The following is a 19,468-nucleotide window of genomic DNA, read 5'->3' on the forward strand; positions in this document are numbered from 1 at the left end:
CTCGATTTATCCGACGTCGATCACCGGGTGGGCAAGCCGATCGGCGGCGGCCAGTTGTGGGACCCGTGTAGCTCATCCGACATCCGGCGCTGGGTGATGGCGATGGATTACCCCAATCCGCTGCACTGGGACGAGCAGTTCGCCCGCGACTCGAAGTACGGCGGCATAGTCGCACCGCAGTCCATCGCGGTGGCCCTCGACTACGGGCACGGCGCAGCGCCGGCGTGCGTGGGCCATATTCCGAACAGCCACTTGATCTTCGGTGGCGAGGAATGGTGGTTCTACGGCTGTCCGGTACGGCCCGGGGACAAGCTGTTCCAGGAGCGCCGGTTCCACGACTACAAGGTGACAGAGACGAAGTTCGCCGGCCCGACGATGTTCTCCCGCGGTGACACCGTCCACACCAACCAGCACGGCACCCTGGTGGCGCGCGAACGTTCCACCGCGATCCGCTATCTCTACGATGAAGCGACCAAGCGCGGGATGTTTGAAAATCAGCTTGGCGAGATCAAACGGTGGACGCAAACCGAGCTCGAGGAAGTCGAGAGGCTGCGGCGTGAGTGGCTCGAGTCCAACCGCATGGGCGTCTCGCCGCGCTTCGATGAGGTAAAGGTTGGCGATACATTGCCTCGTCGGGTGATCGGCCCGCACAGCATCGCCAGTTTCACCACCGAATACCGGGCGTTCCTGTTCAACATCTGGGGCACCTTCGAGTGGGTGGCGCCGCCGGGCATTAAGGATCCGTGGGTCTATCAGGATCCGGGCTGGGGCAAGGACTTCGCTTTCGACGAAGAAGACGCGAAGATCGATCCGCGCAAGCGCGACGGGCTCTATGTCGGCCCATCGCGCGGGCATATCGATGCCGAACGGGCCAGCGAAGTCGGCATGGCGCGCGCCTATGGGTATGGCGCAACGATGGGCGCGTGGTGCACTGACTATCTCGCATATTGGGCCGGCCACGATGGGATGGTGCGCCATTCCAAGGCCGACTTCCGTACGCCCGCGTTCGAGGGTGACGTGACCCATTTCGATGCCGAAATCGTGGAAAAGCAAGCGGAATCGACCTGGGGTGTGCCGCTCGTGCAGGTGAAGCTGCGCCTGACCAACCAGAACGGAGAAATGCTGGTGGGCTGTACGGCCGAGGTCGAACTGCCGTTGTAGTCATGGGCGAGGAGACGGGTTCGCAAGCCGCACAAGGGCTTTCGATCATATCCGGGCCGCCCCTTGCGGATGAGCCTGGGCTGGGGTCGCTCACGCTGCCGGGCTTCCTGCGCGACGTGACGCAGATGTACGGCGAGCGCGAAGCTCTGGTATGGCGCACCGCCGACGGCGCCACGCGCTGGACGTATGCGCAGCTCTGGGAAAGTGCGATCGAGGTGGCGGGTGCGCTGCGGGCGTGTGGCGTGGGCAAGGACGCCCGCGTCGGCGTTTTGATGACGAACCGGCCGGAATGGCTTGCCGCGGTGTTCGGCACGGCGCTGGCCGGCGGGGTGGCCGTAACCCTCAGTACGTTTTCCACACTGCCCGAATTGGATTACCTGATCCGGGCCTCCGCCGTTTCGGTGCTATTGTTCGAGCGCTCAGTGCTGACAAAGGACTTCGCGGCCATCCTGGGTGAGCTGGAACCGGCGATCGGCACGTCGCGGCCGGGCACACTGGAATCGGCGAAATACCCCTTTCTGCGCCGGCTCGCACTACTGGGCGAACCGCTGCCGGGCATCGAAGCCTGGGACGAGTTTCTGGCGCACGGCCACTCGGAGCCCCGCGCAGTGGTCGAGGCGACCGCCGCCGCGGTGCTTCCCAGCGATGCCGCGGCGTTGTTCTTCTCGTCTGGCTCCACCAGCAAGCCGAAGGGCGTCCTCAGCGCGAATCGCGCGGTGGGCATCCAGTTGTGGCGCTTCCGGCGGATGTACGGGTTCAGCCCTAACGACCACGTTCGCGGCTGGACCGCCAACGGCTTTTTCTGGTCCGGCAATTTCACGATGGTGCTCGGATCTACCTTGGCCAGCGGCGGATCCCTCGTCTTGCAATCGACGTTCGACGCCGCAGAGGCGCTTGAGCTCATCCAAGCCGAAAGGGTGAACTTTCCGTTCGCGTGGCCCCACCAGTGGGCCCAGTTGGAAGGCGCACCTAACTGGGGCCAAGCGGACTTGAGCAGCGTGAGATTCGCGGATTTCAAGACCCCGATCGCACACCATCCCACGGTTTCGGGCGAGTGGCACGAACCCGGCCATGCCTACGGCAACACGGAAACATTCACGATCACAACCGGTTACCCGGCCAACACTCCGCCCGAAGTCCATGCGGACAGCTTCGGGGTGGCGCTGCCCGGTGTGACACTCAAGATCACCGATCCGCTGACTGGGGACATCGTCCGGCGCGGCGAGGCGGGCGAAATCAGCGTCAAGGGGCCCACGCTCATGCTCGGCTATATCGGCACTCCACTTGACGAGACTCTCGACGGCGAGGGGTTCTTCCCTACCGGCGACGGTGGCTATCTCGATGACGCCGGCCGACTCTACTGGCAAGGCAGGCTCACCGACATCATCAAGACCGGCGGTGCCAATGTCTCGCCACGCGAGGTTGATGAGGCCCTCATCGCCCATTCCGGCGTAAAGGTGGCACAGACCGTCGGCGTTCCGCACCAAACGCTCGGAGAGGTCGTGGTGTCCTGCGTCGTGCCGCACAATGACGTGATCCTTGACGCCGAGCAGCTCCTCGCGTTCCTGCGGCAGCGATTGGCGAGCTACAAGGTGCCGCGCCATTTGCTGTTTTTTGGCGAGGACCAAGTGGCGCTGACGGGCACTGCCAAAATCAAGGCCGGCGAGCTTCGGGAACTAGCGGCCAAGCGGCTGGCCGGCAACTGAGCCGGGCCGGCCCACCATCAAGGAGGTTGCAATGAAGTGTCGTGCCGCTGTGCTGCGCGGGGTCGGCGAGGACTGGGAGATCCGCGAGGTGGAGCTAGACCCGCCACGCGACGGTGAAGTCCTGGTGCGCATGGCCGTTGCCGGCGTTTGCCACTCCGATGACCATCTGATCACCGGCGACGTGGTGCCGACCCCCGAGGTGCTGGCCGCGACCGGCATGCCTGCACCGGACTGGTTCCCGTTGCTTGGTGGTCACGAGGGCGCTGGTGTCGTCGACGAGATCGGGCCGGGCGTGACGACGGTGCAGCCCGGGGATCACGTGGCGATGTCGTTCATTCCCGCGTGCGGTAATTGCCGGTTTTGTGTCAGCGGTCAGAGCTACATCTGCGATTCCGGCGCGAGCCTGTTCGTGCGAGAGATGCCCACCGACGGAACGTGCCGCCGGCATCTCGGCGACGAAAACCTCTTGGCCTATGGTCAACTCGGCACGTTCGCGGAATATGCGGTGCTGACGGAAAGGTCCGTCATCAAGATCGACGACGGTATCCCGTTCCATGCCGCCTCACTCGTCTCGTGCGGTGTCAGCACCGGTTGGGGCTCGGCGACGGTCTCGGCAGGCACCGAGCCCGGTGACACCGTCGTCGTCATCGGAACCGGCGGTGTCGGAATGAACGCCCTGCAAGGAGCGCGCGCGGCTGGCGCAACCTATATCGTTGCGGTAGATCCGGTTGAGTACAAACGTGATTCGTCCAAGATCTTCGGTGCCACGCATGCCGTCGCCTCCGCGGAGGATGCGATACCACTGGTGAAAGACATCACCGCCGGCGTGATGGCCGACCGCGTCATCTTGACTCCTGGTGTTCTGCACGTGGACTTGATCGCGTTGGCGATGATTCTGCTTCGCAAGGGCGGGACGTGCGTCGCCACCGGCATCACCCCTTACAGTGAGCCCCTGGTTCCGCTGATCCTGCAGGAGATGGTGCTCTCGGCCAAGCAACTCAAGGGAGTGCTTTACGGCGGGATGAATCCGCGCACCAGCGTGCCGAAGCTGTTGTCGATGTATCAGGCCGGCGTGGTGAAACTCGACGAGCTGGTCACCCGGCACTACCAGCTCGACCAGATCAACGAGGCGTTCGCGGACCTGCGCGAAGGACGCAACATTCGCGGCATCATCGATTTCGCTGGCCACTGAACCGCCGGGGCACAAAACTCTGTAAACCCGCGGGTACAGGATCGCTTCCGTCAGACGGTTTGGGAACCCACACTGGGCGCTGACACAGAAGCCGCCGAAAGCCGCGGCACGGCTCGGCATAGTTCAGCTTTACCGCGTCGTGTCTCCCGCTGATGCGGTCTGGGCGCACCTAAACTGACGGCTTAACCGGCAGGGAGGGCATCGACGCATCGGCGGCAACTACGGCTCCGGCCAGGCGAGTGGCCGGAGCGCTGCAACGGCGAACAAGGAACCGGCCGGGGTCTACCCCGCGCCGGTTCGCTCTGCTCGGCGTCCCCGATGGGTTGCTCCGCCGGTTACCCGCCCGAGCACCACTAGACGTAGCGACGGTGATGGACGGTCGACGCGCCGTCTCGGTATTCCCGCACTTGATGGCGTGCGTGCGGTGGCAGTCACACTGGTGCTCGCCGACCATGGTGGCATTCCCGGCATGGGGGGCGGATTCCTGGGTGTCGACGTGTTTTTCGTGCTCAGCGGTTTCCTGATCACCTCGCTGCTACTCGACGAGCTGGGCCGAACCGGCCGTATTGACCTGGGTGACTTCTGGATTCGGCGTGCCCGCCGGCTGCTGCCGGCGCTGGTGCTGATGGTGCTGACCGTGGCCGTCGGGCGCCAATTCTTCCCACCCGAGGCCGTCGCCCGGTTGCGCGATGACGCCGTCGCCGCCTTCTTCTGGGTGGCCAACTGGATGTTCGTCGCCGACAAGACCGACTATTTCAGTCAGGGGGCTCCGCCGTCACCGTTGCAGCACGCATGGTCGCTCGGCGTCGAGGAGCAGTACTACATCGTCTGGCCGCTGCTGCTGGTCGCGGTGGCGGTGGTGTTGGCCGCACGCGCGCGTCGTCGGCAGGGGTGGGCCACGGTGGGCGGGGTCCGCTTCACGGTGTTCCTGCTGGCCGTGTTCGGCGCACTGGGGTCCGCCGCGGCGGCCATCCTGCTCGCGTCCAACGCCACTCGTGACCGGGTTTACTTCGGCACCGATACCCGAGCACAGGCACTGTTGGTAGGTGCCGCCGCGTCGGCTCTGTTGGTGCGCGATTGGTCGGCGTTGAACCGCGGATGGTCGCTGATCCGGACCCGGTGGGGGAAATGGACCGCACGGGTGCTGCCGGTCATCGGGTTGGCGTTGTTGGGGGCGGCCACCCATTACGCCACCGGCAGCGCGCGCGAGTTCCACGAAGGTCTGCTGATTGCGGTGGCAATCGCGGCGATGCTGGTGATCGCGCCGGTGGCGCTCGACCAGCGCGGACCCGTCGCTGCCGTGCTGGCGTGGCGTCCGCTCGCCTGGCTGGGCACCATCTCCTACGGCGTCTATCTATGGCACTGGCCGATCTTTCTGGTACTCAACGGCGAGCGCACTGGCTGGTCTGGGCTCTCGTTGTTCGGTGTCCGGTGCGCCGCCACGCTGGCGGTGGCAGGCGTGTCGTGGTGGGTGATCGAACGGCCGGTCCGGAGATGGCGACCGGTGCTGGTGCCGTTGTTGCCGCTGGCCGGGGCGACCGCCGCGACCGCTGCCGCGGTGACGCTGCTGGTGGTCCCGGTCAGTCCCAGGCCCGGCGTCGGACCACTGAGCGGCAGCCTGCCCCCTGGCGTGTCGTCGGTCGCCGTCGTTTCGCCGTCCCCGCCGAAGGGACCCACACCGGCGCGCGCCGTCGCGCAGCGAGATCCGCGGCGACCATTCACCGTGTCGGTCTTCGGTGACTCGATCGGCTGGACGTTGATGCATTTCCTCCCGTCGACGCCGGGGTTCGATTTCGTCGATCACACCGTCATCGGCTGCAGCTTGGTGCGTGGCGGCCCATACAGCTATCTCGGCCAGACATTGGATCAGAAGAGCGAATGTGAGTCGTGGCCGGGCAGATGGAGATCGGAGATCGCCGCCGACCGGCCCGACGCCATACTGCTGATCGTTGGCCGCTGGGAAACCGTGGACCGGGTCAACGAGGGACGGTGGACCCACATCGGTGACCCCGCCTTCGACGCGTATCTGACCGGTGAATTGGGGCGCGCGGTCGACATTCTCAGCGCCGGCAGTGCCCCGCTGACCGTTGCTAACCTGCCCTACAGCCGGCGGGGTGAACGCCCGGACGGGAGCCTGTGGCCGGAGGATCAACCCGAGCGGGTCAAAGAATGGAACACGTTGTTGAGCCGGACAATCGGCCAACGCGCGGGCGTGCGGATACTGGACCTGAAGAAAAAGCTCTGCCCGGAAGGTGTCTACACCGCCTCGGTCGACGGCGTCCAGGTCCGCAGCGACGGCGTGCACCTAACCCAAGAAGGCGTGAGTTGGCTCACGCCATGGCTCGAGAAATCGCTCAGATAGTGGCGGCTATGTGCCGACGCGGCAGCTGATTTCCATGCTGTCGCTCTCGCGGGCGGCGAAATTGACGCTCACGTATCCGTTCTCGGCGTTGCGGACGTGGTCGAGGTAGGGCTTCGCGTCGGCCATCTCCGTGTTGTCGGCGACGACGAGGGCGCCCGATGACAGACGTGGTTCGAGCAGCTTGATCACCGGAACGTACAGCTCCTTCCAGCCGTCGAGCAGCACGAAATCGACCGCTCCATCCAGATCGGCAAGCGTGGAAAGCGCAGTCACCTTCAAGGATGGTGATCAGGTCGTCCAGCCCGGTCTCGGCGAATGTCTTTTTCGCGGCGGCGATCTTGTCGGCGCTGAGCTCAGTGGTCAGCACCCGGCCGCTGCCGTTGTCGCGCACGCCCGACGCCAGATGAAGCGCCGAAATGCCAAACGACATACCGAATTCCACGATGGTCGCGGGACGCGTCGCGCGCACCAACGAGTACAGCAGCCGCCCGGCCTCCGGAGTCACCGGGATGTAGAAAGTGCTCATCGCGTCGGCACGTTCCTGCGCGGTCCGCGTTTTAGACATCTGATCGCGCATATCGCGCAGCTTCGGCGTTTGTTCCCTTGTCTCGGCGTACATCCGATCAAGGGCTGCTGCGACTCGCTGATCCTGCAATGTGGTGGACATACGTCGAGCCTAGGTGGCCGCGACCGAAAGTGGTGTGGCCCTATGGCCGGGACCCGCGGTGGACTCCCGCCGCGTGCGTTCTGATCTGCGCCGGTGCTGTGCTGACGTTAAGTATTTTTCGATCATGTTTGACCTGCACCGCTTCTGGTGCCAGGATGGACTGGCAAGCACCTCGGTAGGTGAGGCGTCTGCACGGATATAGGCCACTGACCCCGAACGTCGAGAGATGCCCCGGGTCAGGACAGCTCTTCCCGGACTAAGGGTTGAGCCCAAGTGGCTTCCGGACGAAAATCCGGATACGCCGTGCAGTGCCGAAGCTCCGACGAGGGGGTGCAGGTTCGTTCGCCAGCCGGCGGGCTCCACACCCCTCCATGTGCGTGCACTGGGTGACACCCGCGTGTGTCCTGGCCGTGAGGAGGTGATGGGCGAAATGAGTCCGAGCGACAGTCCGCATCCGTATTCGAAATCCGTTTCGTCCCGATCCGTTCGCGGCATTCCTTCTGCTGCCTGAGCCTTTCTCGGACGCGACTTTTGTTGGGCCTGCGCGTAACTGGTGCGTAGGGTAGCGACGCGTGCGCGAAATTCTTCGGCGGCTCGAAATGTCTTGCGGTACCGATTGGGCTTCCCACAGGAGACGATCATGGAACTTGTTGTCTCACAGCCAGATCAAAGGGGCAGCCATGGCACGGCCTAATCCCGAACGGCAGATCCACCGGGCGTGCGGAGACGTCCGTGCAGCCCTTATCGAAGCACTGGAGCTGCTCACAGTAAGTTCAGCAAGCAGCGTTCCCCAGGCCACCTGCGACGACATGTTCAAGGCCTTCAGCAACTTGGGGCGTGTCCAGCGTCACGTCGCCGTTGCGTTGCATGCCACCAACTTGCTCGACCAGATGGTGGGCCTCCCGGAAGAGCAGCGTCCACCCTGGTCGTATTACCGCAGCCGAGTTGGCAAGAAGCCGCTATATGTCGTGAACTCCGCCGAAGGTGATCACGGCATCGCCAGGCGGGCATCCGCCTCCTAGCGCGCCGCACCGCTGTCGACACGCCGCGCATGCGCACTGCGTCGCGCGACGTATCCGGCCGCCCGAAAGCTGTCGCGTCCGCGAAACTCCGACATTCCAACCCTTTCCAGAGAGCGAGAGGCTGATGACTTCCATCTCCCCTCAGACCACTGTCGGCGTTCCGCCGACGATCAAGGACGGCACGCACGATGCCGCTCCCAACGGTTCGGCTGTGCTGGATTCGGCGCACGTCGGCGACATCGTCGGCGCATTCGGTCGTATCCGGATGGACGCCGCCGGCCCGGGTCGTAGTTGTTGGCAACGGCTTCGGATGCTGTTGGTGATCACCGGACCCGGACTGATCGTGATGGTCGGCGACAACGACGCCGGTGGCGTCGCGACCTACACGCAGGCCGGGCAGAACTATGGCATGAAGCTGCTATGGACGCTGGTACTGCTGATCCCGGTGCTGTATGTCAACCAGGAGATGGTGCTTCGGTTGGGCGCCGTCACCCGAGTTGGCCACGCGCGGCTGATCTTCGAACGGTTCGGCAAGTTCTGGGGCGCGTTCAGTGTCGGAGACCTGTTGATACTGAATGCCTTGACGATCGTCACCGAATTCATCGGGGTCGCCCTGGCGCTTGGATTCCTGGGCTGTCCGAAGGCGGTGGCGATACCGGTCGCCGCGGTGCTGCTGTTCGCGGTGGTGGCCGGTGGCTCGTTCCGTCGTTGGGAGCAGCTGATGTTCGTGCTGATCGCGGTGAACATCGCGATCTTTCCAGTCGCGCTGTCGGTACACCCCACCGTCGGCGCTAGCGTGCATGGACTGATTCCGTCGTTGCCCGGCGGGCAGGGCTCTGCCGTGCTGCTGCTCATCATGGCGATCGTCGGCACCACCGTCGCGCCTTGGCAGCTGTTCTTCCAGCAGTCCAACGTCGTTGACAAGCGCATCACCCCGCGCTGGATCCCTTACGGGCGTGCCGATTTGGTGATCGGCATCGTCACCGTGATGTGCGGGGCGTTCGCGCTGATGGCGATCACGGGATTTGGGCTTGCCGGAACCGGCGCCGTCGGCAACTTCACCGACGCCGGGGCGGTCGCCACGCACTTGTCGGACCACATCGGCCACACGATGGGCGTGCTGTTCGCGATCATCTTGCTGGACGCGTCCTTGATCGGTGCCAACTGTGTCGGACTGGCCACCACCTACGCGCTGGGCGACGCGATGGGTAAGCCGCACTCGCTGCACTGGAAGATCACCGAGGCGCCGCTGTTCTACGGCAGCTACGCGCTGCTGCTCGCGGTGTCGGCCAGCGTCGCGTTCAGCCCCGACCACGTCCTCGGCCTGATCACTCAGGGTGTGCAGGCGCTCGCCGGAGTGCTCTTGCCGTCCGCCACAGTGTTTTTGGTGCTGCTGTGCAACGACCGTCCGGTGATGGGCCCATGGGTGAACAGCTTCCGTCAGAACGCCCTGGCGTGGATGATCGTGTGGTCGCTGGTGGTGCTGTCGTTGATGCTGACCGCGGTGACGTTCTACCCGAACCTGTCCACCGCGACCCTGGTGATCGGCCTCGGCATCGCCGCGGGGCTCGGCCTAGTGGGCGGCGCGTTCATCTACGGCGCGGGTTGGCTTGCGCAGCGCCGAGAGTCGGAGAACACCGTGCCGTTCGGCGCGCTGGACCTCGACCAGGTGGAGGAACTGGAAGAGCTTCCGAAGCTGACGCGTAAGGAACTCAAGGCTTTCCGCGATCGGGTCCGGGCGCGGTGGACGACGCCGGCGCTCGCGACCCTGGAGCGGCCGGCCATATCGCCACTGCGTCGAGCCGGGCTGTTGACGCTGCGCAGCTACCTGGTCATTGCGGGCGTGATGGTGGTGGTCAAGCTTGTTCAGGCCGGCCTCGGCTGAGGAGAATCTCAGGGCAGCAGAACGATCTTGCCGTGGGTGTGCCGCCGCTCGAGCTCCTCGTAGGCGTCGGCGACCCGGTCGAGGGGATAGGTGGCGGCGACGTCGAAGTCGACCGCGCCGGAGGCGACCAGGTCGGCGATTTCGGTCAGCACGGCCGGCGTCGACGCCTCGGCGCTTCCCTCGGTCTTGGCGCCGACCTCGGCGGCCTTCGCGAAGGAGATGATGGTGTCGATGCGCTCGGGCGGCACACCGAGATCGACCGCGAGCTGAACATAGTCCGGTCCGAACAAATCGATGAAGGCATCGATGCCGTCCGGCGCGGCCTCGCGCAGGCGTTCGGCCAACCCGTCGCCGTACTCGACCGGGACGACGCCGTACGCGCGAAGCCATTCCGCATTGTTTGCCGACGCGATGCCCAACACCCGCACGTCGCGCAGCGTCAACAGCTGGACGACCAGGCTGCCCACGCCACCGGCCGCGGCCGAGACCGCGACCGTCTCACCCGGCTGTGGCGCCACGGAGTGCACCGCGGCGTATGCCGTCGCTGCGACGACGTAGAGCGAGCCGGCGGCCTCCCAGCTCAGCTGAGCCGGCTTGTGGATCAGCTGGTCGACCGGCACCACGGTATGAGTCGCGTGGCTGGACCGCTGGAAGCTGAACCCGAGCACCTCGTCTCCGACGGCGAAATCGCTGACGCCGTCCCCGACTTCGACGACAACGCCCGCCAGGTCGCTGCCTTCGCCGGAGGGAAACGTGGCGGGGAATATCTCCTGCATTGCGCCGCTGCGAATCGCCGCCTCGCCGGGATTGATCCCGGCAGCGCGAACCTCGACAAGCACCTCGCCCTTAGCGGGGACCGGCATATCGATATCGGCCACGTACAACACATCCCGCCCGCCGTATCGATCGAAACGGACCGCGCGCGCTTTGGTAGCTGTCATGCTGATCTCCTTTCTTGGTGTACGAGCAGGCCGAGGAGCTCCAGATCGGCGGCGTATTTGTCTATCAGCGGCGCCGAGAGGTGCGGAATATCCTCGTCTGCACCGATTTTCGCTGCTCGTACCGCCCCGCGGAACACCTCGGTCGGGGCGGGCGCGCCAAGCAACGGTTCGGCCGGCTTCCGGTAGGCATCCAGTAACGGCAGCACCGAATGCTGGCGCTGCTTTTCCGGCAACCCGCGCAATGCGGTCTCGAAGCGCGCGAGCCATTCGGCGTAGTCGTCGATGCGCTGGATGTGATAGCCGGCGTCAATGAGCCAGTCGACGAACACGTCCAGCGACACCCCGTCGTCGTGCGGGTTCATCACGTCGAAGGACCGGAATCCCGAAGATGCCGTTGTCGCACACTGTTCGCCGAGCGTGGTGATCGCTTCCGCGACGAAGTCGACGGGCAGGCCGTCGTAATGTGCCCGGGGTCGGTTCCCCGCGGCGTCGGTCTGATAGAACGAGCGGGGCGCGACGCCCGTCGTCAGCACGCTGAGTATCAGCCGGGTAAATGCGTCGGGCACATTGAGCTGACCGGCATAGCGGCTGTGCGCGAGAATCAAGTCAGAGCGAAACACCGCCACCGGCAGCCGGCACAGGTCGTGTGCCTCGCGCAGCAGCACCTCGCCGGCCCACTTGCTGTTCGCGTAGCCGTTGGCGTACGAGTCGTCGATTGGCCGCACCGGGCTGACGTCGCGAATGTCACCGTCCTCGACGAACTCAGCGGGATCCACCGAGAACGCCACCGCCACGGTCGACAGGTAGGTAATCGGCTTGATCCGCGAAGTGATCGCCAACCGGATGAGTTCTGCCGTGCCAACGACATTCGGGCCGAACAACTGATCGTAGGGTAAGACGTGGTTGACCAGCGCGGCCGGATGCACGATCAAGTCCACCGTCTGCGCCAGCCGCTCCCAAGTGGCTTGATCCAGACCAAGATTCGGCTCGCCGATGTCGCCGACGACGATTTCGAGCCGATCGGCCGCCAACTCCCGGAATCGCGCCAGCAGTTGCGCATCCCCGCTGTCGAAGACCGCTTCTAGCCTTTTCGCGGCCGTCTGCGAATCGCTGCCCCGGACGATGCAGATCAGTTTCCCGTCCGTCTCGGCCAGTCGCTGCAGCCAATCCAGGGTGAGGAACCGGCCAAGGTACCCGTTGGCACCGGTGAGTAAAACGGTCTGCGGTTCACCGGTGGTCGAGGGCAGTGACGGTGCCGCGGCCAGTGTCGCCGCATCGATGAACTTATCCAAAGTCAGTTCAGCAGAGCGGATTTCGGCGGCTCCAGTGCCGTGGACCGTCGTGAATGTCGGGCGCTTGGTGCCAGCGCCGCGTTCGGCCTCGATGTAGTCGGCGAGCTGCCGCAGGTTGCCTGCCGGGTTGATGATCACGCCGACGGGCACTTCGGCTCCGAAGATCTCCTGCAACAGGTTGGAGAAGGTCAACGCCGACAGCGAGTCACCGCCGAGATCGGTGAAGTGCGCTTCGGGCTCCGGCGTCCCGGGCGATCCCAGCAACGCCTGCGCCGCGCGGATCAACGTGTCGAGCACCGGCTGGTCGGCCGCCGCCGCCCTCAGCGCGCGCAACTGGTCGACCCGGTTCGCCGCGAGATCAGCGTACAGCCGCTCGAGTCGTTCGGCGTAGTGCTCTTTGAGCTTGGGCCGCAACACCTTTCCAACACCCGACAACAGACCGTTGTCGGTGCTGAACGGCTCGGACTCGACCAGGAAGTCGACCGGCACCTCGTAAGACTGCAGTTCGGCGGTTGCTGCTGTCTGGCGCAGCGACTCGCTCAGCGCGGCCTTGAGGCCGGCATCGTCGCCAACGAATCTCTGCAACGCATCGTCGGTGGGGACCACAACCGCCAACAGGTAGGGACGTTCGCTGTTGCCATAGACGAAGACCTGCCGCACCAACGCTGCGCCCGCGAACACCGCCTCCAGGTGCGCGACGGCCACGAACTCGCCCTGCGCGAGCTTGAGTACGTTGTTGCGCCGGTCCACGTAGGCGAGTGTGTTCGGCGCGATCTCGGCCATCACGTCACCGGTCCGGTAGTAGCCGTCATCGTCGAAGACCCCGGCGGTGACCTCGGGGCGTTTGTAATACCCGGGCGTCGCACTCGCGGATTTCACCAGCAGCTCGCCTCGCGGATGCGGTTTGTCGGTGGCGAAGTACCCCAGCTCGGGAACGTCGATGAGTTTGTAGTCGATCACCGGCGGGCGTTTGATAACGCCGTCCATGCTGACAAAGCCGACCTCGGTGAGACCGTAGCCGTCGAGGACATGCACGCCCAGGCATGACTGGATGAAAGCTTTCATCTCGGCGGCCAGCGGCGCCGTTCCCACGAAGCTGGTGAGTATCCGGCCACCGAGCACCTGCTCGCGTAGTTCCGACTTCGCCGCCGCATCGGCGACATGCGGTTCGGCTCCGTCGGCCAGCCGACGGTCAACGCCGCTATGGTAGCGCTGGTACAGCATTTCGACGACCCGCGGTACCAGGCCCATCTCGGTGGGGCGCACCAGGTTCCAGTCCTCGAACAGCGTGGACAAGTCGCTTTCCGGCACAAAGAAACTGGTGCCACCGGCCTGGAACGAGGTTCCCAGCGGGATGCGTCCGCCGAGATGGTTCAGCGGCATGAAGTTGACGTTGACCACCGGTGCCTCATCCGTCGGCATCGCGTCGGCGGTCCAGACGCGCGCCACCATGTTCTCGGTGTACATCGCTCCTTTGGGCAGCCCGGTGCTTCCGGAGGTGTACATGATCATGGCCAGGCGCTGGTCGTCGCCGTCGGTGTAGATGGGCTCCGGTGGCAGCGATCGGCCGCGAGCGATGACATCGCTGAGCGTTTCGACGATCGCGGGCACACCGGCGTCCTCCAGCCGCGCGTGTGCCCGCTGCAGGCCTTCGCGTTCGTCGTCGACCTCCGGCTGGTAGTCGAAGACGACGATGCGACGCACCGACTGACTGTGCAGCGCGGACTCGATGGCCAGATCCAGATACGCGGCGCTGACCGCCAATATCCGCGGTTCGACTTCGTCGATGATGGGCCGCAGCCGCGAAGCCGGAGCGTTGTGCTGCAACGGAACTGCGACCAAGCCGAGGTATCCGGACACCAGGTCGATGGTCAGGTAGTCGGGACTGGCGAAGCCGACGGTCGCGACGAAATCCCCGGGCGCGACCGGATGATCTGGATCGTGTCGCCAGGCCGCGGCGGCCGCACTCACATTGGCCCACAGGTCGCGGTAGGTGATGGTTTCGAATCGCGGGAGCAACTGGCTGGTGCTGCGGCCGGTTGTCGGGTCGGTTGTCAGCGTGCGTGCGCGCCATCCGAGCGCCGGACGGTCGGCATAGGCTTCGACGTAGGTCTGCAGCACCTGCGGTAATCGAAGACCCGGGCGCCGCGCCGCCTCGACGACATCGGGCCTCGGGATTGCTGCCCGGATCTGCTCATCGTCGGCGTACAGCTCGGCGAGGTGCTGAGCGACGTGCGTTTCGAGACTGCCTCCTGGAGCCGGGCTGTTGCCGTTCCCGTATCGCGCGTCACCGGTCATACCGCACCCTCCGTCGAAACAGTCTCCCTAGGCGCAAACTCAGCGGCTCACCCGTCTCTTCCACGCCCGGGTGTGACCGTCGCCACAACGGCACGACGTCAGGCGAGGCGCCGGCTAGGCCACCACGTTGATCGGGTCACCGACGTGAACGGTGTTGAAGTACCACTCGGCGTTGTCCGGGCTGAGATTGATGCAGCCGTGGCTGACGTTCGCATAGCCCTGCGAATCCACCGACCACGGCGCCGAATGCACGTAGACACCGCTCCAGGTAACACGAACCGCGTACGAGGCGACGATGTCGTATCCCTCCGGCGAGCTCAGCGGGATCCCGATCGTCCGCGAATCCATGCGGACAGTGCGCTCCTTGGAGAGCGCGGTGTAGTTGCCCATCGGCGTCGGGCGGGTCGGTTTACCCATCGACGCTGGCATCGTGCGCAGCACCTCGCCGTTCTGGCTGACGGTGAATGTGTGCTGCGAGATGCTGGCAACGCCCACCAGCTCGTCGCCGGTGTCGAAGCCGGTCGACAACGCGTGCACCGCAACACCGATGTGGCTGTGGGCAGGCCAGTAGCCGTCCGGAATCCATTGCACGACGTTGTTGTCGACCCAGTCGAACCGCCCGGTCATGTGGTTCGGCGCGGTGATCTTGATTGCCCGCTCCGCCGCTGCCCGGTCGCTGACCGGCCCGGTGAACGTGACGATCACCGGATGGGCCACACCGACCACCGCGCCGTTCGCCGGCTGGATCGAGGCGACATCGGCGGCCGGGTTGGGGGGCGCGATCGCTGCCGTGCTCGGGGCGCTCGATCCCGCCATGGCCAGCACGGCAACGGCCGCCGCGAGCCACACTTTTCGAACCGCTGTACGCACGGTGTCCACCCTCCGAGATGGTGCAAGCCCGAAGCGCTTACATTCTGTATCCGTAATATGTACCCTATCGGGCGCCCAGCAAACGGATCGTAAAACGCGCAAGTCGCGATAAGTGAGCGCAAAATTCGTTAACGTGCCTGTTCGGCAACCAAAAAGAGACCCTAACGTGATCTGAAACTCGTCCAGTTACTTGCAAGTTGGCAAGCGCAGATCGCTGTGTTGCACCAAACCCCATCACCGATCCGTACACCCGGCCGCTGCCGGGCCCGGCGGCACTTGTCGTGATCGACGTCCAGCATCTTCGCAATATCGCAAGCGACACAATAGTTTTCATCGGTTGCAACTTCCCGAACTGCCCGCGTACGTCGATCTACGAGGCCTCCGAGCGGGATTTCCGCATCATATTTCCGCATCATGTTGGTATCGGATGCGGTGTCCGGGCTGGATGACCAGGGCATCAAGGAATGCCGGGCGATAGGCTTGACGTTCGAGACCTATCCGCGACCCTGACTTGGTTGAGTCGGGGGTAGACCGTAGGTGTCAGTCCGCGGATTTCACCCGGGCTGCAGCGGATTCCGGCATGGGCTCGTACCGGGCAAAGGAGCGGGTAAACGAGGCCGCCCCATGTGACAGCGAGCGTAAGTCGATGGCGTAACGGGTCAGCTCCACCTGCGGCACTTCGGCTCGCACCAATGTGCGGTCGTTGCCTGCGGTGTCGGTACCCAGTACCCGGCCGCGTCGTCCGGACAGGTCACCCATCACGGCGCCGACAAGATCGTCGGGGATCAGCACCGAGATCTCGTCGATCGGCTCGAGCAGGCTCACCTTGGTCGCCGCCGCGGCCTCCTTCAGCCCCAGCGAACCGGCCATCTGGAAGGCGAAATCCGACGAGTCGACGCTGTGCGCCTTGCCGTCGAGCAGCGTGACGCGGATGTCGACCACGGGGTAACCGGCGTGCACGCCCTTTTCCATCTGAGCGCGCACCCCCTTTTCCACACTCGGGATGAACTGCCGCGGCACCGCGCCACCAACCACCTTGTCGACGAACTCGAAACCCGATCCTTCCGGTAGCGGTTCAACCTCGATGTCGCAGACCGCGTACTGGCCATGCCCGCCGGACTGCTTGACATGTCGGCCGTGGCCTTTTGCCTTGCCGCCAAAGGTTTCCCGCAGCGGTACTCGCAGCTCGACGGTGTCCACCGCGACGCCGTACCGGTTTGCCAGCGCCTCGAGTACCACGCCGACGTGCGCTTCACCCATGCACCACAACACCACCTGATGCGTCTCCGGGTTCTGCTCGATTCGCAGCGTCGGATCCTCGGCGGCCAACCGCCCCAACCCGACCGACAGCTTGTCCTCGTCGGTCTTGGCGTGTGCCTGGATGGCCACCGGCAGTAGCGATTCCGGCATGATCCACGGTTTGAGCACCAGCGGTTCGGCCTTGTCGGACAGTGTGTCTCCGGTCTCTGCCCGGCTCAGCCGGCCGATTGCGCACATGTCACCTGGCAACACCACCGACGCGGGCCGCTGCTGCTTGCCCAGCGGGAACGACAATGCGCCGATGCGTTCATCCTCGTCGTGGTCGGCGTGGTTGTTGCCGACACCGTTAGTGATCCCGTTGGAGCCTCCGAAAAAGGAAGCGAAATGGCCCGACACATGAACGGTCGTGTCGGGCCTGATGGTGCCGGAGAACACCCGGACCAGGCTCAGCCTGCCGACGTAGGGGTCCGACGTCGTCTTCACCACCTCGGCCAGCAGCGGCGAATCGGAACCGCAGGTCACCTTGGTGAAAGTGGCGCCCTGCGGCGTAAAGACCTCGGGCAGTGGGTGTTCCGCCGGAGACGGGAATCCGCGGGTGGCGACCTCCAGTAGTTCCAAGGTGCCGACGCCGCTGCCGCTGCAGACCGGAATCACCGGGAAGAAGGAGCCACGGGCGACTGCTTTCTCCAGGTCGTCGATCAACACCGACTCGTCGATCTTTTCACCGCCGAGATAACGCTCCATCAGCGATTCGTCTTCGGACTCTTCGATAATTCCCTCGATCAGCGTGCCGCGCGCTTCTTCGATCTGATCGGTGTATGACGAATCTGGCGGGTGCGCGTTCCGCTTGCCGCCCTGGTACTCGTAATGCGTTTGCGACAGCAGCCCGATCAGACCCTCGCCTGCGGGCAGATAAAGCGGTAAAACCTTGTCGCCGAACGCATTCTGGGCCGTCGCCAGCGCGTTCTGGTAGTTGGCCCTGGCGTGGTCGAGTTTGGTGATCACCACCGCCCGCGGCATTGCGACCTGACTGCACTCCTGCCAGAGGGACTTGGTCGGTTCGTCGACGTCTTCGCAGGCTGCGATCACGAAGAGCGCGCAATCCGCGGCTCGCAGCCCGGCCCGCAGTTCGCCGACGAAATCGGCATACCCGGGAGTGTCGACGAGGTTGACCTTGACGCCCTCGTGCAGCAGCGACGCCAAGGCAAGACCCACCGAGCGCTGCTGGCGGATCTCCGCCTCGTCGTGGTCGCAGACCGTGGTGCCGTCGGCAATGCAGCCGGGTCTGGACAGCACGCCGGAGGCGACCAACAGGGCCTCCACCAGAGTGGTCTTCCCGCCGCCGGACGGCCCTACCAGCACTACGTTCCGGACGGCGGCCGGATCAGCCACGGCAGGAGCGGCTCCTGCGGTTTGGGAACTATTGGACCTGTCTGCCATGACGTGTCTCTCCTCCTGGCCCCGACGCCATCGTGATGTATGTCACTTTTCCCCTAGCGCCCGCGCAGCACAAGAGTGAACAGGCGGTGAACCCATTCCCACGCAGCGGCCGCGGTCAGGCGTGCCAGCTGCTCCAACGTCGGATCGCAACGGCGATCACCGGTCCATTCAGCGGAACCGACTGGTACTGGGCATATTTCGCGCGCAAAAGGTCGTGACCTGCGTGCAGGGCATTGCCGTCGTGATGGATCGCAGCCAGACCATCGATCCGGACCCACCACAGTTGCGTCCAATCAGAGGCGTAGTGGTCGACCAGCATGCTCACCAGCGGGTGGCGTTCGATGTTGGCCAACCGACGCAGCCGTTGAGTGGTCTTGGGCTTCCCGTCCACGGCGGTGTACACGACCTCGTCGTGAAGCGCGAACACCACCGGCACCAGGTGCGGCGTGCCGTCGGGAGCGACGGTGCCCAGCCGGGCCACCGGTGCACGCCCGAAGCTGGCCTTGGGGTCGAAGTCGACCACCACACCGAGCCTAGAGGCTTAGAAAACTAGGTGATCGTCAGGCCGCCGTCGACGACGATCGTCTGCCCGGTGACGTAACCACCGGCCGCGGACGCCAGCCACACCGCGGTGGCGGCGAGTTCGCGTGCGTCGCCCAAACGCCCCAGCACCAGGCGATGCGCCTGGCTCTCCAGGTACCCGGGCTGGTACTCGTCGGTCATCTCCGTCCGGAAGAATCCCGGCGCCAGCGCGTTGACGCGAATTCCCTTTCGGGAGCCCCACTGCTGGGCGAGATCTCGGGTCAGCCCGATGATCGCAGCCTTGCTCGCGCTGTAGGCGGCCTGCGGCAGATCGGCGGTGGTGATCCCCAAGATGCTGGCGATGTTGACGATCGAACTCCCCGGCTGCATGACCCGCCCGCAGGCCTGTGCCACCCAGTACGCGCCGTTGAGGTTGACGTCGATCACCGAGCGGAACTGCTCGGGCGTCTCGCGGGTCGCCGGGTGAGCGGAGCCCACTCCAGCGTTGTTGATCAGGATGTCGACTCGGCCGAAGGTCTGCATCGCCGAGTCGACCAGGGCCTGGCATTGCGCGGGCTCGCTGACGTCGGTGGCCACTCCGAGCGACTTACGGCCGGCGGCTTCGACCAGCGCGGCGGTCTCGGCCAACCTTTCGACGCGGCGGGCGCCCAGTACGACGTCGGCGCCGGCCTCGGCGAAGGCCTCGGCGAAGGCCACGCCGAGGCCCGACGACGCACCGGTCACGATCACGACTCTGTCGTCGAGCCGGAATAAATCAAGCACGCCCATCGAATAGCCACCTTTGCTGTCGAGTTGCCAGGCCGGCCAGAAACCTAGAAGGTATGAAGCT

12 protein-coding genes, 2 pseudogenes and 1 riboswitch are annotated in these 19,468 nt (G+C 65.0%); of the genes and pseudogenes, 7 read left to right on the plus strand and 7 right to left on the minus strand.

The window, feature by feature from the left end:
* Positions 1 to 27 precede the first annotated feature (27 nt).
* The 4 genes from VKI00_RS10840 to VKI00_RS10855 all read left to right on the plus strand — a co-directional run bounded on the left by VKI00_RS10840 (position 28) and on the right by VKI00_RS10855 (position 6,421).
* Positions 28 to 1,161, plus strand: coding sequence for an FAS1-like dehydratase domain-containing protein (locus tag VKI00_RS10840; protein ID WP_324437462.1), 1,134 nt, complete (start codon positions 28 to 30; stop codon positions 1,159 to 1,161).
* A 2-nt stretch (positions 1,162 to 1,163) separates the two neighbouring features.
* Complete coding sequence (locus VKI00_RS10845; protein ID WP_324437463.1) at positions 1,164 to 2,867, plus strand: class I adenylate-forming enzyme family protein; 1,704 nt, start codon at positions 1,164 to 1,166, stop codon at positions 2,865 to 2,867.
* 31 nt (positions 2,868 to 2,898) lie between these two features.
* On the plus strand, positions 2,899 to 4,059 hold the full coding sequence (locus VKI00_RS10850) for an NDMA-dependent alcohol dehydrogenase (RefSeq protein ID WP_324437464.1): 1,161 nt from the start codon (positions 2,899 to 2,901) through the stop codon (positions 4,057 to 4,059).
* Positions 4,060 to 4,456: 397 nt separating this feature from the next.
* Complete coding sequence (locus VKI00_RS10855) at positions 4,457 to 6,421, plus strand: acyltransferase family protein (RefSeq protein ID WP_324437493.1); 1,965 nt, start codon at positions 4,457 to 4,459, stop codon at positions 6,419 to 6,421.
* 6 nt (positions 6,422 to 6,427) lie between these two features.
* Here VKI00_RS10855 and VKI00_RS10860 read toward each other — a convergent pair.
* Positions 6,428 to 7,088, minus strand: a pseudogene (locus VKI00_RS10860) (O-methyltransferase).
* A 164-nt stretch (positions 7,089 to 7,252) separates the two neighbouring features.
* Positions 7,253 to 7,425, plus strand: a riboswitch (M-box (ykoK) riboswitch).
* Between the two features lie 343 nt (positions 7,426 to 7,768).
* On the opposite strand from VKI00_RS10860, the gene VKI00_RS10865 reads away from it, so the two are divergent.
* Together VKI00_RS10865 and VKI00_RS10870 are read left to right on the plus strand one after the other, a co-directional pair.
* Positions 7,769 to 8,110, plus strand: coding sequence for a hypothetical protein (locus VKI00_RS10865; protein WP_324437465.1), 342 nt, complete (start codon positions 7,769 to 7,771; stop codon positions 8,108 to 8,110).
* Between the two features lie 124 nt (positions 8,111 to 8,234).
* Positions 8,235 to 9,995 carry an NRAMP family divalent metal transporter gene (locus tag VKI00_RS10870; RefSeq protein ID WP_324437466.1) on the plus strand — a complete coding sequence of 587 codons (1,761 nt, stop codon included), beginning with the start codon at positions 8,235 to 8,237 and terminating at the stop codon, positions 9,993 to 9,995.
* 8 nt (positions 9,996 to 10,003) lie between these two features.
* On the opposite strand, the gene VKI00_RS10875 is transcribed toward VKI00_RS10870, so the two are convergent.
* From VKI00_RS10875 to VKI00_RS10885, 3 genes are all read right to left on the minus strand, one after another.
* Positions 10,004 to 10,936, minus strand: a complete 933-nt coding sequence (locus VKI00_RS10875) for an NADP-dependent oxidoreductase (RefSeq protein ID WP_324437467.1) — start codon at positions 10,934 to 10,936, stop codon at positions 10,004 to 10,006.
* Positions 10,933 to 14,526: a carboxylic acid reductase gene (car, locus tag VKI00_RS10880; RefSeq protein WP_324437468.1), complete on the minus strand. Its 3,594-nt coding sequence runs from the start codon at positions 14,524 to 14,526 to the stop codon at positions 10,933 to 10,935. Before car ends, VKI00_RS10875 begins: the two co-directional genes overlap by 4 nt.
* A gap of 114 nt (positions 14,527 to 14,640) precedes the next feature.
* The gene (locus VKI00_RS10885) at positions 14,641 to 15,396 is read right to left on the minus strand and encodes a L,D-transpeptidase (protein ID WP_324437469.1); all 756 of its coding nucleotides are present in this window, start codon (positions 15,394 to 15,396) and stop codon (positions 14,641 to 14,643) included.
* A 293-nt stretch (positions 15,397 to 15,689) separates the two neighbouring features.
* Here VKI00_RS10885 and VKI00_RS10890 point away from each other — a divergent pair.
* Positions 15,690 to 15,926, plus strand: a pseudogene (locus tag VKI00_RS10890) (cysteine hydrolase); the annotation flags it as partial.
* 10 nt (positions 15,927 to 15,936) lie between these two features.
* Here the strand turns inward: VKI00_RS10890 and VKI00_RS10895 are convergent.
* The 3 genes from VKI00_RS10895 to VKI00_RS10905 all read right to left on the minus strand — a co-directional run bounded on the left by VKI00_RS10895 (position 15,937) and on the right by VKI00_RS10905 (position 19,407).
* Entirely contained in the window at positions 15,937 to 18,096 is a 2,160-nt protein-coding gene (locus tag VKI00_RS10895; RefSeq protein ID WP_324437470.1) for an elongation factor G-like protein EF-G2, read from the minus strand.
* A gap of 115 nt (positions 18,097 to 18,211) precedes the next feature.
* Positions 18,212 to 18,619: a TIGR03668 family PPOX class F420-dependent oxidoreductase gene (locus VKI00_RS10900; protein WP_324437471.1), complete on the minus strand. Its 408-nt coding sequence runs from the start codon at positions 18,617 to 18,619 to the stop codon at positions 18,212 to 18,214.
* Between the two features lie 26 nt (positions 18,620 to 18,645).
* Complete coding sequence (locus tag VKI00_RS10905) at positions 18,646 to 19,407, minus strand: glucose 1-dehydrogenase (RefSeq protein WP_324437472.1); 762 nt, start codon at positions 19,405 to 19,407, stop codon at positions 18,646 to 18,648.
* Positions 19,408 to 19,468 lie beyond the last annotated feature (61 nt).

It is taken from the genome of Mycobacterium sp. (assembly GCF_035314665.1).
Lineage (GTDB): Bacteria > Actinomycetota > Actinomycetes > Mycobacteriales > Mycobacteriaceae > Mycobacterium.

Excerpts from the sequence above, each read along its gene's own strand:
- VKI00_RS10845 (WP_324437463.1), top strand. The coding sequence starts at position 1,164 with ATGGGCGAGGAGACGGGTTCGCAAGCCGCACAAGGGCTTTCGATCATA.
- VKI00_RS10850 (WP_324437464.1), top strand. The coding sequence starts at position 2,899 with ATGAAGTGTCGTGCCGCTGTGCTGCGCGGGGTCGGCGAGGACTGGGAG.
- VKI00_RS10895 (WP_324437470.1), bottom strand. The coding sequence starts at position 18,096 with ATGGCAGACAGGTCCAATAGTTCCCAAACCGCAGGAGCCGCTCCTGCC.
- VKI00_RS10875 (WP_324437467.1), bottom strand. The coding sequence starts at position 10,936 with ATGACAGCTACCAAAGCGCGCGCGGTCCGTTTCGATCGATACGGCGGG.
- VKI00_RS10905 (WP_324437472.1), bottom strand. The coding sequence starts at position 19,407 with ATGGGCGTGCTTGATTTATTCCGGCTCGACGACAGAGTCGTGATCGTG.
- car (WP_324437468.1), bottom strand. The coding sequence starts at position 14,526 with ATGACCGGTGACGCGCGATACGGGAACGGCAACAGCCCGGCTCCAGGA.
- VKI00_RS10865 (WP_324437465.1), top strand. The coding sequence starts at position 7,769 with ATGGCACGGCCTAATCCCGAACGGCAGATCCACCGGGCGTGCGGAGAC.
- VKI00_RS10870 (WP_324437466.1), top strand. The coding sequence starts at position 8,235 with ATGACTTCCATCTCCCCTCAGACCACTGTCGGCGTTCCGCCGACGATC.